This window comes from Pseudomonas sp. MYb2, assembly GCF_002979955.1.
Classification (GTDB): Bacteria; Pseudomonadota; Gammaproteobacteria; order Pseudomonadales; family Pseudomonadaceae; genus Aquipseudomonas.
The window spans coordinates 387,831-402,533 of the sequence record NZ_PCQC01000004.1 but is presented as its reverse complement, the minus strand read 5'-3'; the positions used below and the strand labels follow the sequence as shown (position 1 = coordinate 402,533).

Genomic DNA, 14,703 nt, shown 5'->3' with positions numbered 1-14,703 from the left:
CCGCTGTTTTCCTTAATCAAAATTATTTTCACCCAGCCCTATCACTTTTCGAGTTTCATCCGGCACACAGGCAATTGAGAAATATTTCCATTCAGGAGCCGCCGTATGTCCCGTTCGCTAGACACCTTGTTGCGCCCCAGCCTGCTGGCCGTCGCCATCGCGCTCAGCGCGCCGCTGATCAGCAACCCGTTGCTCGCTGCTGAACAAGCGTCCAGCGTGCGCGCCTACAACCTGCCGGCCGCTCCGCTGTCGACCACCCTCAACCAGATCGCCAGCCAGGGTGGCCTCGCGCTGTCGCTGAGCCCGGCACTGGCGGCGGGCAAGACGTCGGCACCGGTCAACGGCCAATACGACGCAGCCGGCGCTCTGCGCGCAGCCCTGCGCGGCACCGGTCTGCAACTGGAGCAGAGCGGCGCTGGCACTTACACTTTGGTCGCCGTGCCTGACGGCGCGATGGCCCTGCCGGAAACCGCGATCATTGGCGTGGAAAACAGCGAAAGCGCCTGGGGCCCGGTCGAAGGCTACACCGCCACTCGCACCGCCGCCGGCACCAAGACCGACACCGCGCTGGTCGAAGCGCCGCGGTCGATCTCCGTGGCCACCCGTCAGCAAATGGAAGATCGTGGCGTGCACAGCCTCGACGACGCGGTGCGTTACATGCCCGGCATCACCGCCAGCAGCTACGGCAGCGACACCCGCATCGACTGGCTGCGCGTGCGTGGTTTCGAACCGACCCAGTACCTCGATGGCCTGGCGCTGCCACGCGGCATTTACGCCAACCCGAAACCGGAAACCTGGAACCTCGACCGCCTCGCCTTGCTCCGTGGCCCGGCGTCTTCGGTGTATGGCCAAACCCCGCCAGGCGGCCTGCTCGACATGGTCAGCCGTCGTCCGAGCGCCGAAGCCAGCAGCGAAATCCAGTTGCAGTACGGCAGCGACAACCACCGCCAGATCAACTTCGCCAGCACCGGCAAGATCGATGAAGCAGGCCAGTTCCTGTATGGCATCAGCGGCGTCGTGCGTGACAGCGATACGCAGATCGACCACATCGAAAACAAGCGCTACAACATTGCGCCGAGCCTGACCTGGAACATCGACGACGACACCAGGCTGACCTTGCTCACGCAGTTCACCCGTGACGATACCGGGGTCACCAGCCAGTTCTACCCGATCCAGGGCACCAAGATCGACATGCCCTTCGGCAAGATCTCCCACCACAAGAACCTCGGCGATCCTGACTACGATTTCTACGACCGCACCTACTACGCGCTCGGTTATGCCTTCGAACATCGCCTGAACGATGTCTGGCAATTCAAGCAGAACCTGCGCTACACCAAGTCGGATCTGGCGTTCCAGACCGTCACCGTCAATAGCTACAACCCCTCGTTCGCCGGTTTCACCGTGGACAACCAGGGCAATGTCGGTCGCGGAACCACCAACGTCGATGAGGACATCAGCCAGTTCGCCGTGGACAACAACTTCCAGGCCGACTTCGCTACTGGCGACATCCGTCATACCCTGCTGCTGGGTCTCGATCACCAGCGCAGCAACGACAACTACACCTCGATCTTCGGCAGTGCGCCGGACATCAACGTCAACAACCCGATCTACGGCCAGACCATCGTTCGTCCACCGCGCTCCAGCGCGTTTTACGATTACGACCAGAAGACCACCCAGACCGGCCTCTATGTGCAGGACCAAATGGCCCTGGACCAATGGCGTCTGACCCTGGGCGGGCGCGAAGACTGGGTGCACACCAGCACCAGGTTCTTCAACAAGGACGACGCCACCAACACCCAGCGTGACAAGGCGTTCAGCGGCAACGCAGCGATCAGCTACGTGTTCGACTCGGGCTTCGTGCCGTACCTGTCGTACGCCGAATCCTTCCAGCCGACCGCTGGCGCCGATGCCACCGCTACGGACTCCTTCAAGCCGACCGAAGGCAAGCAGTGGGAACTGGGCATCAAGTACCAGCCACCGGGCAGCAAAACCCTGCTCAGCGCCGCGGTGTATGACCTGACCCAGAAGAACGTCTCGGTCAACAGCATCGTCAACAACGTGACCATCACCAGCCAGACCGGCGAAGTGAAAGTCAAAGGCCTGGAGCTCGAAGCGGTCTCCGACGTGACCGACAACCTGAAAGTCATCGCCGCCTACACTCTGGCCAAATCCGAAGTGCAAAAAGGCGTCGACAAGGGCAATCGCCTGCAACTGATGCCGAACCAGCAAGCTTCGCTGTGGACTGATTACACCTGGCACTCCGGCGTGCTCGATGGCTTCGGCATCGGTGGCGGTGTCCGATACACTGGCAACACCTACGGCGACAAAGGCAACACCTGGCTGGGCAAGGCGGACGCCTACACCGTGTTCGACGCGGCCGTGCATTACGACCTCGGTCGTCTGGACAACAGCCTCAAAGGTGCGTCGCTGGCACTCAACGCGACCAACCTGTTCGACAAGGACTACATTTCCACCTGTGACGGTTTCTATTGCTACTACGGCGACCAGCGCAGCGTCGTCGCCAGTGCCACTTACAAGTGGTAAACCACTGAGCTGAAACAGGCCCTGTTACCAGGCCGTCCTTCGTGGACGGCTTTGGTGTTTTTGAAGGTCATGAAATGAAAAGTAAAACAATTCGTCGCTGGGCGTTTATCCACACCTGGACCAGCCTGATCTGCACCGTGTTTTTGCTGATGCTGGCCTTGACCGGTCTGCCGTTGATTTTCAGTCACGAAATCGACCATTTGCTCGGTAACGCCCCGGAATTGCGGGAGATGCCGGCCGACACGCCGCAGCTCAATCTGCAGCAACTGGTGGATGCCGCGCAGCAACATCGACCGGGCGAGGTCATGCAGTACTTCGGTTATGACGACGAAGACCCGAATGCAGCGTTCGCGATCATGGCGAAAACCGCCGGCACCGAGCCCAACTCCTCGCACACCTTCATGCTCGATGCGCGTACGGGTGAAGCACTGGAAACCCCGTCGGCCAACGGCGGTTTGATGCTGTTTATCCTGCGCCTGCACGTCGACATGTTCGCCGGACTGCCGGGCAAGTTGCTGCTGGCGTTCATGGGGCTGCTGTTTGTCGTGGCCATCGTGTCGGGGACGGTGTTGTATTTGCCGTTCATGCGACGCTTGAACTTCGGTACGGTGCGTCAGGACAAGTCCACGCGGTTGCGCTGGCTCGACCTGCATAACCTGATCGGCGTGGTCACCCTGACTTGGGCGTTGGTGGTCGGCGTGACCGGCGTGATCAGCGCCTGCGCCGATCTGCTGATTGCCGCCTGGCGCAACGACGCACTGACCGCGCTGATCGAGCCTTACCGCGATGCGCCACCGCTGACACACCTGGCACCGGCCACCCGCTTGCTCGACATCGCCGCTGAAGTCGCCCCGGGCATGAAGCCGGATTTCATCGCGTTCCCCGGCACGCGGTTTTCCAGCGAGCACCATTACTCGGTGTTCATGAAGGGCGGCACGCATTTGACTTCGCACTTGCTGACGCCGGTGCTGATCGACGCCACAACCCTGAAGGTCACCGCCGTAGCCGAAAGGCCGTGGTACATGGACGCCATGGGCATGTCGCAACCGCTGCACTTTGGTGACTACGGCGGCATGCCGATGAAGATCCTCTGGGCCACGCTTGATGTGCTGACCATCATCGTCCTCGCCAGTGGCGTGTATCTGTGGGTGGTGCGACGCAAGGCCGCCAAGCCTGTGCTGGAAACGGCGGAGGCGTCTGCATGAAGCCGCGTCAGTCGAATTTCTGGAAAGTCTTCAGCACGCCGATCGTGATAGCGCTGCTCAGTGCGGCGGGGTTGTTTGCGGCGTTGCTGGGGGATGGCATCTGGGATGCGTTGAGCTGGGTCGGCTTGGGTGTTCCTGCGGTTCTGGCCATAAGAGGTCTACTGCTGCGAAGCTGAAAAACCTTGGTAGGAGTGAGCCTGCTCGCTATAGCGGTGGGCCATCCAACATTGATGTTGAATGTGATTGCGCTATCGCGAGCAGGCTCACTCCTGCATTGGGTCCGGCGTGAGGCTTGAGCTCGTGCGCTGACGCGCTATGCTGCTCCCTCATCGTTCTGATCGAGACCCTGCCAATGTCCGCCCCCAGCATGACCCTTTACCACAACACGCTCTCCCCGTTCGTACGCAAAGTGATGGTCTTGCTGCACGAGACCGGTCAGCAGGATCGCGTCGCGCTGCAAGACTGCGTGCTCAGCCCGGTCAGCCCCAGTGCTGAACTCAATGCCGACAATCCGCTGGGCAAGATTCCGGCCCTGCGTCTGGCCGACGGCAATGTCATCCATGACAGCCGCGTGATCCTCGAATACCTCGACCATCAACATGTCGGCAACCCGCTGATTCCGCGCGAAGGCGCAGCCCGCTGGCGCCGTCTGACCCTCGCCTCGATGGCCGACGGGATCATGGATGCCTCGGTGATGGTGCGTTATGAACAAGTATTGCGGGCCCCGGAAAAACACTGGGACGAATGGCTGGAGGCGCAACGCGAGAAGATCCGCCGTGCGTTGAACCTGCTGGAAAACGATGCGATTGCCGAGCTGACCAGCCACTTCGACGTGGCGGCGATCAGTGTGGCCTGCGCGTTGGGCTACCTCGATCTGCGTTTCCCCGATCTGGGCTGGCGTGAAGCCAACCCGCAACTGGCCAACTGGTTTTTTGAAGTGAGCCAGCGACCGTCCATGATCGCGACCATGCCCAAGCCTTAGTTTTTTGGCGCCTGCTCCGGCATCATCGCGAGCAGGCTCACTCCTACAGTTGAGCACATTTCCCTGTAGGAGCGAACCTGCTCGCGAATGCACCACCTCGGTTCCACAGGCAAAAACCCGATAATCCGCGTCACCAACTCATCCTTCCAGCGCTGATCCTCACGCAACCCCAGCGACCGGCTCATTCCACCACCCCGATATCAAACTCCAACGGCTTGCCCGGCTTCTGCCCGATCCCGTACCAGTCCAGTTTTCGCGTCAGCACCATAAACACGCCAAGCAAGCCGAACAGCAACAGCGACCCCATCAGCAAAGCGTAATCCTCGGCACTCAACAATCCATACAGCAGGCCATACAAGGCCGCCAACCCCGCCGAAAAACTCAAACCGTGACGCACGCTGTGCAGCACATGGCAGACATAAAAGCCGATCAACAACACACAACCACTGGCCGACAGCAAATACGCCAGAGCGAACCCGATGTGTTCCGACAACGACAGCAACAACAGGTAAAAGAACGCCAACGCTACGCCCACCAGTGCGTACTGCACCGGGTGCACCGCCAGGCTTTTGAGCACTTCGAAGAGAAAGAAACCGGCGAACGTCAGAACGATGAACAGCAGCGCATATTTGATCGCCCGGTCACTCTTCAGGTACTGATCCACCGGGTCGATAAAACTCACGCCGAAACTGCGGCCGTTGAACGCCGCGCAATCATTGCTGGCCACACAACGGCTCATCGCGTCCTGCAAATTGGTGGAAAAGAATGTGGTCTGCCAATCAGCGTTGAAGCCCTGATCATTGATCTCGCGCTTCGCCGGCAGGAAGTTGCCGATGAAGCTTGGATGCGGCCAGTTGGCACTGAGGCTGACACTGCTGGTTTTGCCCACTGGCAGCACTTGCAATGAACCGGTGCCTTGCAGGCGCAGGTCGAACGCAAAGGCCAGCTCGGTGTTTTGGCTGGTATCGAGCAGCGGCAGCGTCACGCGCACACCCTCGCCGAGCCAGCCGACCTGCGTACCCGGCACAAAGTCCAGGCGCTGTCCCTCGAACTCCAGTTTCAGGGCATTTTCGATCCCGCGAATGTCGCTGATACCGACCGCGAGAAATGGCGCATCAAACCGATAGTCAGTGAAATCTTCCTTGATGCCCAATTGCGCTGGCAACGAGAAATGTCCGTCGATGCGATTGTCGGCGTGGAACAGCCGCGCCTCGTAAATGCCCCGGGCGCGCAGCTCAGTCTGCACCTGGCCATCAAGCTCGAAACGCTCCGGCAGGAAGTACAGACGCCCGCGCTCCTCGTGTGGATCGTCGTAGCGCTGATTGGTCTTGTCGTTGATCTTCCAGTTGTGAATCACTTTGCGATACGGCACCACCATCACCGGCCCGCTCAGTTGTTGGCTGTAACTGGAGCTGCGGGCGATGTCTTCGAGTACGCCGTCACGCAGTTGCTGACGCTCGTCGATGACGCCATCGATCATCAGCAGGGGAATCAGCAACAGCAGGATCAGCAGGGCAATCGCCCCCAATTTCAGTGCCAGACTTCGGTTCATCAGGACGCTCCCTTGTTGGAATGGGGCGAGTCTGCGAGCGCTGTGTGGTTTTGTGATGGAGGTTGTGTGGGATTTGCGTGGAAATACCTGTAAAAGGTTTTTCCCATTTACGGGGCAGTGCTCAGACAAAGGACGATCACGTTGCGCAACAACTCTTTCGATTTGATCAGGCACCTGGCGGCGCTGATGGTGCTGGTCAGTCATCACTTTGCCCTGTCGGGCCTGGAAGAACCGGGCATTGCCGGTTACAACTCGCTGGGCGGTATCGCCGTGACGGCGTTCTTTTCGATTTCCGGCCTGCTGATCAGCCAAAGCTTTTTCAACTCGCGCAGCTTTGCCGATTATCTGGGCAAGCGCGTTGTGCGCATCTTCCCGGCTCTGATCCTTTGTGCGTTTGTGATGACTTACCTCGCCGGGGCGGTGTTTGCCGACGGCTATGTTGCGAGCTTCGGCGCCCTGGCTGACTTTCTGCGCATCTCGGTGTTCGGGCGGGCCAACATCGAACCGATCACCCAGGGGTTTATCCTCAGCGAATCCTTCAACGGCAGCCTCTGGACGCTGAAGATCGAATTCGGCTTTTACCTGTTGCTGGCGCTGGCGTTGGGCATGTATCGACGGGCACTGATGCCGTGGGTTTTGCTGGCTGTGTTTGCAGTAGCGACCTACGCTCTGGGCAATCACGTGCCCGGCGCGCTGGCGCAAAAGCTGGCGGTTTACAGCGCGGCCGGCATCGCGTTCTTTGCCGGCGCAGTGATTGCCTTCAACCAGCAATACCTGAGCGATCGCCGCGTACTGGCAATCGCTCTGGTGACAGCGGCAGGCTTGATATTTTTCAGCCTCGGCACGCCGCTGGCCAGCGTGCTGGCGACCCTGGGTGTGTGCCTCGCGACCCTGAGCCTGGGCTTGCTGTACGTCGACAAAACCATCCGCAGACGATTCGATATTTCCTACGGGATGTATCTGTACGCCTTCCCGGTGCAGCAACTGATCATCAACAAGACCTCACTGACGTTTATCCCGTCGATGCTCGTCTCGGCCGTGATCGTCATGGTTCTGGCCACGGTTTCGTGGCGCTTGGTCGAGCAACCAGCGCTGCAGTTTGTCCATCGCAGAAAGCACCCGCTGGCCGCCACGCAGCCCTGACGTTACGGCAGGCTGAGCGTCACTTCGACGCCGCCGGGCACATTGCGCACTGCCAGCCGGCCACCATGCAACTTGGCCACTTCTTCGACGAAGTTAAGTCCCAGACCGGTGCTTTTGCGGCCGCTGTCGGGACGAGGCAGTGAGTAAAAGCGTTCGGTCAGACGCGGCAAGGCGTAATCGGGAATCGGTGCGGTTTCATTGAACAGCTGCACCTCGATGTACTCGCCATGCCGTGCAGCACTGAAGCGCAGCAGGCACTGTGGCGCGGTGAAATCGAGCGCATTTTCCAGCAGATTGCCCAGCGCCTGACGCAATAGAAACGGCTCACCAATCAGCAGAAGATCCGCCGCAATCGTCTGTTCGACACGCAATTGCTTGCCCTCGATCCGCGCGGCCTGCCCTTGCAACAATTCGTCGACCAACACGGCCAGCGGCACGGCGACCCGCTCCTCCAACCCTTGGCGTTGTTCGACCTGCGCCAGATTCAGCAAGCGTTCGATCAACTGCTGCATGCGTGCACTTTCACTGTCGATATTGCCGACAAAACGCAGACGCTGAATCGGCGGCATTTCCTCTTGCAGCAATTCCGCCGCACCACGAATCGCGGCCAGCGGGCTCTTCAATTCATGGGTCAACGTGTGCACGTAACGCTCGACGTAAGCCTTGCCCTCCAGTTGCGTGCGCATCTGTTCGACCGCCGAAGCCAGTTGCTCCAGCTCGCCGCCGCGATAGTGCGGCACTTCCACGCGCCGGCCTTCGCTCACGGCCTGGGCATAACCGGTCAAGCGATGCAGCGCACGGCTCAGCCACCACGACAGCAGCGCGCCAAACAACAGGCCGAGGCCGATCAGGCCGGCGCCGTAAAACAGCAAACGCCGTTCGGTGCGATCGACATAGGGCTGCAATGAGCTGTTGGGCTTGGCCACAGTGACCACGCCGATAATCTGGCCGTTGTCGCGGATCGGCGCGCCGACGTGCATCACCGATGAACTCGCATCATGCGGATCGCTGCGGGTCGAGCGTGCGCCGTACTCACCGCGCAACGTCAGGTAGACGTCGTTCCAGCGCGAGTAATCCTGGCCGACCGCGACACCACTGGAATCGAGCACGACGATGCCCTTGGCGTCAGTCACGTAGATGCGGTGGTTGACCTGATTTTTCGGCAAGCCCCAGATCGTCGCTTGTGGCTGACGTTCGCCGTAAGCGCGGAGCAATTCTGGCCAGCGGTTCTCGCTGAGGGTGCCGGCCTTGAAATCGTCGCGCAGGATTTCCGCCATCAGGTTGGCGGTGTCGACCAGGGTTTCTTCGGTGGACTGGCGCACGCCGGGACGGATTTCTTCCATCACCGTGTTGAGCACGAAATAACCGGTAAGGCCGATGAACAGCACGTACACCAGAAAAATCCGCAGCCCCAGGGACATCAGCTGTGCCCCGGGCTGTAGCTGTAACCGAGACCGCGATGGGTCTGGATCGGCTCGGCGTCGGCGCGCACCAGGCGCAGTTTGGCGCGCAGGCTTTTGATGTGGCTGTCGATGCTGCGCTCGTAACCGGCGTCTGCGGCCACGCCCAGTGCGTCGAGCAATTGCTCACGGCTGAACACTCGCTCGGGTTGTTCGAGCAGGCATTGCAGCAGACGGAATTCGTGGCGGGTCAGGCTCAGGTTCTGGCCGCGATAACTGATTTGCACACGTTCAGGATCGACGCGAAACAGCGCTGAAGAAGCTTCAATCGGGGGGCGCGGCGCCATGCGCTTGAGAATGGCCTTCACCCGCGCGGCGACTTCCCGCGGGCTGAACGGCTTGACCACGTAGTCGTCGGCACCAATTTCCAGGCCCACCACGCGATCAATCTCGGCATCGCGCGCGCTGAGGAACAGCACCGGCACTTCACTGAAGCGCCGCAGCTGTTTGCAGGTTTCGAAACCGCTGATGTCCGGCAGGCCGATGTCGAGGATGATCAGGTCGGCCGGCGTCTGCCGCTGATGCTCCAGCGCCGCCGCGCCGAGGCTCAGCCACGTGGTGGTGAAGCCCTCGCCCTGCAAGGCAAAAATCAGCGTGTCGGCAATCGCCGCTTCGTCTTCGACAATCAGGATATGAGGCATGGCGTCCGAGCCCGTAGGTTAAGTGCGCGAACGGTGCCCCAAGCCTGACGTTACGTCAATCAGACCACTTGGCTCAGCAGTCAGGTTTGTCTGCGGTAAAGCGACGCGCCGGGTTCACCGCCGCGCCGAATTCGCGCAAGGCCTTGGCACCGATCAGCAACGGATAATTGAAGTTGCTGCGGTCGGTCAGGTTGACCTCGACAGTACGCTTGACGTTACCCAGACACAGCTCGAGATCGACCACCGGGCGTTTGGCGACTTCGGTGCTTTCGCCCTCGTCCTCTTCATCCGAACGGCTCTTGATCTTGCTGATCCGCGCGACCTTGTGTTCGTAGACCTTGTTGCTGGCGTCCTTGGTGCCGAGGCGGAAACGCACCCAGTCATCGCCGTCGCGAGTGAAGGTTTCGATGTCCTTGGCCGACAGCGAGGCGGTCAGTGCACCGGTGTCCATCTTGGCCTTGAGCACTTCGCCGCCGATTTCCGGCAGCGCAATGTATTCGTAGCGCCCGTACAGGGTCGGCTCGGCGGCCATGACCGGCAGGGCGACGAGGGCAAACAGTGCAAGGAGGGATTTCACGTAAGGGGCTTCCTTGGGGAGTTGGGCAACGGGATTTTAGACCGTTGCGCGCTTGATCGTTCCCACGCTCTGCGTGGGCATGCATCCAGTGACGCTCTGCGTCACAGGGACGCGGAGTGTCCCGGGCGGCGTTACCACGCAGAGCGTGGGAACGATCAGGTTAACGCGACTGAAGTGAAACATTCGTCACCGCCGATTTGGCCTGCCGCGCGAAGCTGCTTATCATGGCGCGCCCATCCGCTTGCAAAGAGTTGCTTATGCGCCGCCTGCTCACCGGCTGTTTCGTCACCCTGCTGCTGTTGCTCAACACCCTGATCCTGATCGGGCCGTTGCTGGTGTTTGCCCTGCTCAAACTGGTCGCACCGGGCCGCTGGCGTGACTACGCATCGGCGGCGGTGATGTGGATCGCCGAGACCTGGGCAGAAATCGACAAACTGATTTTCCGCTTGTGCATTCCCACCCAGTGGGACATTCGTGGCGGCGAAGATCTGCGTGGCGACACCTCGTATCTGGTGGTCAGCAATCACCAGTCGTGGGTCGATATTCCGGCACTGATCCAGACGCTGAACCGACGCACGCCGTTCTTCAAATTCTTCCTCAAGAAAGAGCTGATCTGGGTGCCGTTCCTCGGGCTGGCGTGGTGGGCGCTGGATTACCCGTTCATGAAGCGCTACACCAAGGCGTTCCTGGCGAAGAATCCGGAATTGGCGGGCAAGGATCTGGAAATCACCAGACAGGCCTGCGAGCTGTTCAAGCGTCAGCCGGTGACCGTGGTGAATTATCTGGAAGGTACCCGCTACACCGCCGCCAAAAGTGTCGAGCAACAATCTCCGTTCAACCACTTGCTCAAGCCCAAGGCCGGCGGCGTGGCGTTCGTGCTGGCGGCGATGGGTGAACAGCTGGACGCCATTCTCGATGTCACCGTGGTTTATCCACAGGCGAACATTCCGGGCTTCTGGGATCTGATCAGTGGCAACGTGCCGCGCGTGATCATCGACATCAAGACCCGCGAACTCGACCCGGCGTTGTGGCAGGGTGATTACGAGAATGATCCGGCGTTTCGCCAGACGGTCCAGAGCTGGGTCAACCAGCTCTGGAGCGAGAAGGATCAGCGCATCGCCGAACTGCGCAGCGAGCGCCGCTGAATCAGCTACCGGTGCCGGCGCCCCAGATGCTGCCCAGGCTTTGCAGCAGCGGGCCGCCGACGCCTTGGTCACCCAGATACTTGAGCAGCACCGGGGCAAACTGGCCGACCATGCCGCTGTCCATGCCCAGCGCGCCGAAGGCGTTGTTCAGATCATTGGTGTCCTTGACGTTGCCCAGGGCGTTTTCCAGACCGGCGGACTTACCGGACTGACCGAGCAAACCACTCAACGCCGCCAGGTTGCCGCTACCGCCCGACAGCTTGTCGATGCCTGGCACTTCTTTGGCCAGTTGCGAATAATCGGTGCTGCTCAATTGATTCTTGGCCAGGCCCAGCATGGCGCTGGTGCCGCCAACCGCTTGCTGCGGCGTAACACCCAGACCGGTGACGGCCTGCAGCAGACCGGCGGTTTCCGAAGTCGGCGCGGCGGCGGTGGCAGCGTTGCCGCCCTGCATGCTCGAAGCAGCCTTTGTCACGTCGTCCAGGCTGAAACCGGCAAACACCGGGCTGGCCGCAAGGGTCATCAGCGAAGCCATTGCAATACCGCGTGAAATCTTCATTCAGACATCCTCTTGCGCTGTGAAAACCGTCCGTCGATAGACGATAAAACTGCCGGTTTGACCGGGTACTCGCGGGCATGTTCCTCGCCTGCGCATCCATTTTCATCATACCCACGTATATGAATCGTGAAACCCTGGAATTACCGCGATGAATGGCACAACCGCTATCGCTGAACTAGCCTGTGAACATTCCGAGTCTAGCCCTCGTGCACTCAGCCTTGTCTGGAGAGTCGTCATTTCCATCGCCGACACCGATCAGTTGCGACAGCTGTTGGCCCAGTGTTCATTGGGTGATCGTCGCGCCTTCGAAACCCTCTACCGCAGTGTCGGCCCGCGTCTGCATGGCGTGGCCTTGCGCTTCATGGGCCGGACTGATCTGGCCGAAGAAGTGTTGCAGGAAGCCTTCGTGCGCATCTGGAACAACGCCTCACGCTACGAGGCGCACCTGTCGGCACCGCTGACCTGGATGATCAACATCACCCGTAATCAAGCCATCGACCAGTTGCGCAAGCACCGCGACCGGGCGCTGACCGACCTCGAACAAGACGCCTTGCCGGACCAAAGCCCGTCAGCCCATGACCAGTTGAACAGCGCCCGCGAGGCCACGGCCCTGAACCGTTGTCTGGAAACCCTGGAAAGCATGCAGCGCCAGTCGATCAGCGTGGCTTACTTTCAGGGCTTGTCCTGCTCGGAACTGGCCGAACACCTGGCGGCGCCACTCGGTTCGGTGAAATCGTGGATCCGCCGGGGTATGGAACGCCTGCGCCGGTGCCTTGAATCATGAATTACCAGACCCCTGCCCTGCGCCGAGCCCTCGCAGCCGATTACGCCATCGGCCTGATGTCGGCGGCGGCGCGTCGACGGTTTGAACAGCTATTGCTCGATGACGCCGCGCTCCGGGCGGAGTTGGCGCAGTGGCAGGAAACGCTGGTCAGCCTCACCGAATCCCTGCCGGACCATCCAGTGCCCGACCGCGTCTGGCAAGGCATCACCGCGCGCATCGAACCCCAAGTGCTGCATGTCCCCGAGAAACGACCGTTCTGGAACTGGCTGCGACTCACCGCAGCGGTGTGCTCCATCGCGGTGCTGGTGCTCCTCGGCTCGCTGTACAACCGCGACGACGCCCGCTATCGCGCCACCCTGCTGACCGCCGACGCGCAACCGGCGTTGAAGGTCGAGGCGCATGAAGATTATCTGCAGGTTGAGCCACTGACATTGGCGGCGGTCGATGCGGATCGCAGCCTGGAACTGTGGGCGATTCCGGCGGATGGCAAACCGATCTCGCTGGGGGTGATTCCGGCGGGGGGCAAAGGCAAGGTTGAGTTGAGTGAGGTGCAGCGGGGGTTGATCGAGCAACCGATTGCGTTGGCGGTGAGTCTGGAACCGAAGGGTGGTTCACCGACCGGGCAGCCGACTGGGCCGGTTTTGTATCAAGGGGCTTTGGCGGCTCTCTGATTGCATAAGATCAAAAGATCGCAGCCTTCGGCAGCTCCTACATTGATCCGTGTAGGAGCTGCCGAAGGCTGCGATCTTTTGATCTAAAAAAAAGGCGACCCGAAAGTCGCCCTTGCTTACTTATGCCGCACTAAACAACTTGTGCGGATCAATCACAAACTTCTTCGGCACGCCCGCATCGAACTCGCCGTAACCTTCCGGCGCCTGATCGAGGCTGATCACTTGCACGCCCACCACTTCAGCAATGTTGATGCGATCCCACATGATCGCCTGCATCAGTTGGCGGTTGTATTTCATCACCGGCGTCTGGCCGGTGTGGAAGCTATGCGACTTGGCCCAGCCCAGACCGAAACGAATGCTCAGGCTGCCCATTTTTGCGGCAGCGTCGACGGCACCCGGATCTTCGGTGACGTAGAGGCCCGGAATACCGATCTTGCCGGCAACACGTACCACACCCATCAGCGAGTTGAGCACGGTGGCCGGGGCTTCGGCTTTCACGCCGTCGTGGCCGTGGCCGCGCGCTTCGAAGCCGACGCAGTCCACTGCGCAATCCACTTCCGGCTCGCCCAGCAGTGCGGCGATCTGCTCATGCAGCGGCGTGTCTTGCGACAGGTCGACGATCTCAAAACCCTGAGCCTTGGCGTGGGCCAGGCGGATGGTGTTGACGTCGCCGACGATCACCACCGCCGCCCCGAGCAGACGCGCGGAAGCTGCGGCGGCCAGACCGACCGGGCCGGCACCCGCGATGTAAACGGTGCTTCCCGGACCCACGCCAGCCGTGACGGCGCCGTGGTAACCGGTTGGCAGAATGTCGGAGAGGCAGGTCAGGTCGCGGATTTTCTCCATGGCCTTGTCGCGATCCGGCAGTTTCAGCAGGTTGAAGTCGGCGTACGGCACCAGCACGTATTCGGCCTGGCCACCGGTCCAGTCACCCATGTCGACGTAGCCGTAAGCACCGCCGGCACGGGCCGGGTTGACGGTCAGGCAGACCCCGGTGTGTTGCTCCTTGCAGGAACGGCAGCGCCCGCAAGCAACGTTGAACGGTACGGAAACCAGATCACCGATTTTCAGGTTTTCGACGTCGGAGCCTTTTTCGATCACCTCGCCGGTGATTTCGTGGCCCAGCACCAGACCGGTCTGCGCCGTGGTACGGCCGCGCACCATGTGCTGGTCGGAGCCGCAGATATTGGTGGAAACCACTTTGAGAATGACCCCGTGCTCGATCTTGCGACCGCGCGGGTCCTGCATTTTCGGATAGTCGATTTTCTGTACTTCGACCTTGCCAGCGCCGAGATACACCACACCACGATTGCCAGACATGCTTTCACCTCGCTGTTGTTTTTATGGAACCGCGTTGCCCAGGCAGGCAGCGCGTTAAGTGCTCGGGTACAGATGCTGTTTCTTGTGTTGCCTGTCAGGGCCTCATCGCTGGCAAGCCAG

General features: G+C 60.6%; 14 protein-coding genes. 8 read left to right on the top strand and 6 right to left on the bottom strand.

What is annotated here, in order from left to right; all coding sequences use genetic code 11:
- The first annotated feature begins 105 nt into the window (after positions 1–105).
- From CQ009_RS09235 to CQ009_RS09220, 4 genes are all read left to right on the top strand, one after another.
- Positions 106–2,544, top strand: a complete 2,439-nt coding sequence (locus CQ009_RS09235) for a TonB-dependent siderophore receptor (RefSeq protein WP_105705707.1) — start codon at positions 106–108, stop codon at positions 2,542–2,544.
- A 74-nt stretch (positions 2,545–2,618) separates the two neighbouring features.
- Positions 2,619–3,749 carry a PepSY domain-containing protein gene (locus CQ009_RS09230; RefSeq protein ID WP_105705769.1) on the top strand — a complete coding sequence of 377 codons (1,131 nt, stop codon included), beginning with the start codon at positions 2,619–2,621 and terminating at the stop codon, positions 3,747–3,749.
- The gene (locus CQ009_RS09225) at positions 3,746–3,925 is read left to right on the top strand and encodes a hypothetical protein (protein ID WP_064388170.1); all 180 of its coding nucleotides are present in this window, start codon (positions 3,746–3,748) and stop codon (positions 3,923–3,925) included. Before CQ009_RS09230 ends, CQ009_RS09225 begins: the two co-directional genes overlap by 4 nt.
- 176 nt (positions 3,926–4,101) lie before the next feature.
- A complete protein-coding gene (locus CQ009_RS09220; RefSeq protein WP_008078080.1) occupies positions 4,102–4,731 on the top strand; it encodes a glutathione S-transferase in 630 nt (209 codons plus the stop codon).
- 181 nt (positions 4,732–4,912) lie between these two features.
- Here the strand turns inward: CQ009_RS09220 and creD are convergent, their stop codons facing one another.
- The gene (creD, locus tag CQ009_RS09210; protein WP_105705701.1) at positions 4,913–6,283 is read right to left on the bottom strand and encodes a cell envelope integrity protein CreD; all 1,371 of its coding nucleotides are present in this window, start codon (positions 6,281–6,283) and stop codon (positions 4,913–4,915) included.
- Between the two features lie 141 nt (positions 6,284–6,424).
- Here creD and CQ009_RS09205 point away from each other — a divergent pair, with 141 nt between their 5' ends.
- Complete coding sequence (locus CQ009_RS09205; protein WP_105705699.1) at positions 6,425–7,426, top strand: acyltransferase; 1,002 nt, start codon at positions 6,425–6,427, stop codon at positions 7,424–7,426.
- Between the two features lie 2 nt (positions 7,427–7,428).
- On the opposite strand, the gene creC is transcribed toward CQ009_RS09205, so the two are convergent.
- The 3 genes from creC to CQ009_RS09190 all read right to left on the bottom strand — a co-directional run bounded on the left by creC (position 7,429) and on the right by CQ009_RS09190 (position 10,104).
- The gene (gene creC, locus CQ009_RS09200; protein WP_105705696.1) at positions 7,429–8,847 is read right to left on the bottom strand and encodes a two-component system sensor histidine kinase CreC; all 1,419 of its coding nucleotides are present in this window, start codon (positions 8,845–8,847) and stop codon (positions 7,429–7,431) included.
- The gene (creB, locus tag CQ009_RS09195) at positions 8,847–9,527 is read right to left on the bottom strand and encodes a two-component system response regulator CreB (RefSeq protein WP_064388165.1); all 681 of its coding nucleotides are present in this window, start codon (positions 9,525–9,527) and stop codon (positions 8,847–8,849) included. The genes creC and creB overlap by 1 nt, the downstream gene beginning before the upstream one ends.
- 73 nt (positions 9,528–9,600) lie before the next feature.
- Positions 9,601–10,104 carry an ATP-dependent zinc protease gene (locus tag CQ009_RS09190; protein WP_008078089.1) on the bottom strand — a complete coding sequence of 168 codons (504 nt, stop codon included), beginning with the start codon at positions 10,102–10,104 and terminating at the stop codon, positions 9,601–9,603.
- A gap of 257 nt (positions 10,105–10,361) precedes the next feature.
- Here CQ009_RS09190 and CQ009_RS09185 point away from each other — a divergent pair, with 257 nt between their 5' ends.
- Positions 10,362–11,249, top strand: coding sequence for an acyltransferase (locus CQ009_RS09185; RefSeq protein ID WP_105705693.1), 888 nt, complete (start codon positions 10,362–10,364; stop codon positions 11,247–11,249).
- Between the two features lies 1 nt (position 11,250).
- Here CQ009_RS09185 and CQ009_RS09180 read toward each other — a convergent pair whose 3' ends face one another.
- Entirely contained in the window at positions 11,251–11,808 is a 558-nt protein-coding gene (locus CQ009_RS09180; protein WP_064119218.1) for a DUF2780 domain-containing protein, read from the bottom strand.
- 148 nt (positions 11,809–11,956) lie between these two features.
- Between CQ009_RS09180 and CQ009_RS09175 the strand changes: the two genes are divergently transcribed.
- A complete protein-coding gene (locus CQ009_RS09175; RefSeq protein WP_064388163.1) occupies positions 11,957–12,592 on the top strand; it encodes a sigma-70 family RNA polymerase sigma factor in 636 nt (211 codons plus the stop codon).
- Positions 12,589–13,263 carry an anti-sigma factor domain-containing protein gene (locus CQ009_RS09170; RefSeq protein WP_105705691.1) on the top strand — a complete coding sequence of 225 codons (675 nt, stop codon included), beginning with the start codon at positions 12,589–12,591 and terminating at the stop codon, positions 13,261–13,263. Before CQ009_RS09175 ends, CQ009_RS09170 begins: the two co-directional genes overlap by 4 nt.
- A gap of 120 nt (positions 13,264–13,383) precedes the next feature.
- Here the strand turns inward: CQ009_RS09170 and fdhA are convergent, their stop codons facing one another.
- On the bottom strand, positions 13,384–14,583 hold the full coding sequence (gene fdhA / locus CQ009_RS09165) for a formaldehyde dehydrogenase, glutathione-independent (protein WP_064388161.1): 1,200 nt from the start codon (positions 14,581–14,583) through the stop codon (positions 13,384–13,386).
- Positions 14,584–14,703: the final 120 nt, after the last annotated feature.

What these genes read in the sequence shown, in the direction of transcription:
- CQ009_RS09180 (WP_064119218.1), bottom strand. Translation starts at nt 11,808, where the DNA reads ATGAAGATTTCACGCGGTATTGCAATGGCTTCGCTGATGACCCTTGCG.
- CQ009_RS09170 (WP_105705691.1), top strand. Translation starts at nt 12,589, where the DNA reads ATGAATTACCAGACCCCTGCCCTGCGCCGAGCCCTCGCAGCCGATTAC.
- CQ009_RS09230 (WP_105705769.1), top strand. Translation starts at nt 2,619, where the DNA reads ATGAAAAGTAAAACAATTCGTCGCTGGGCGTTTATCCACACCTGGACC.
- CQ009_RS09175 (WP_064388163.1), top strand. Translation starts at nt 11,957, where the DNA reads ATGAATGGCACAACCGCTATCGCTGAACTAGCCTGTGAACATTCCGAG.
- creB (WP_064388165.1), bottom strand. Translation starts at nt 9,527, where the DNA reads ATGCCTCATATCCTGATTGTCGAAGACGAAGCGGCGATTGCCGACACG.
- creC (WP_105705696.1), bottom strand. Translation starts at nt 8,847, where the DNA reads ATGTCCCTGGGGCTGCGGATTTTTCTGGTGTACGTGCTGTTCATCGGC.
- fdhA (WP_064388161.1), bottom strand. Translation starts at nt 14,583, where the DNA reads ATGTCTGGCAATCGTGGTGTGGTGTATCTCGGCGCTGGCAAGGTCGAA.
- CQ009_RS09185 (WP_105705693.1), top strand. Translation starts at nt 10,362, where the DNA reads ATGCGCCGCCTGCTCACCGGCTGTTTCGTCACCCTGCTGCTGTTGCTC.
- CQ009_RS09225 (WP_064388170.1), top strand. Translation starts at nt 3,746, where the DNA reads ATGAAGCCGCGTCAGTCGAATTTCTGGAAAGTCTTCAGCACGCCGATC.
- creD (WP_105705701.1), bottom strand. Translation starts at nt 6,283, where the DNA reads ATGAACCGAAGTCTGGCACTGAAATTGGGGGCGATTGCCCTGCTGATC.
- CQ009_RS09220 (WP_008078080.1), top strand. Translation starts at nt 4,102, where the DNA reads ATGTCCGCCCCCAGCATGACCCTTTACCACAACACGCTCTCCCCGTTC.
- CQ009_RS09235 (WP_105705707.1), top strand. Translation starts at nt 106, where the DNA reads ATGTCCCGTTCGCTAGACACCTTGTTGCGCCCCAGCCTGCTGGCCGTC.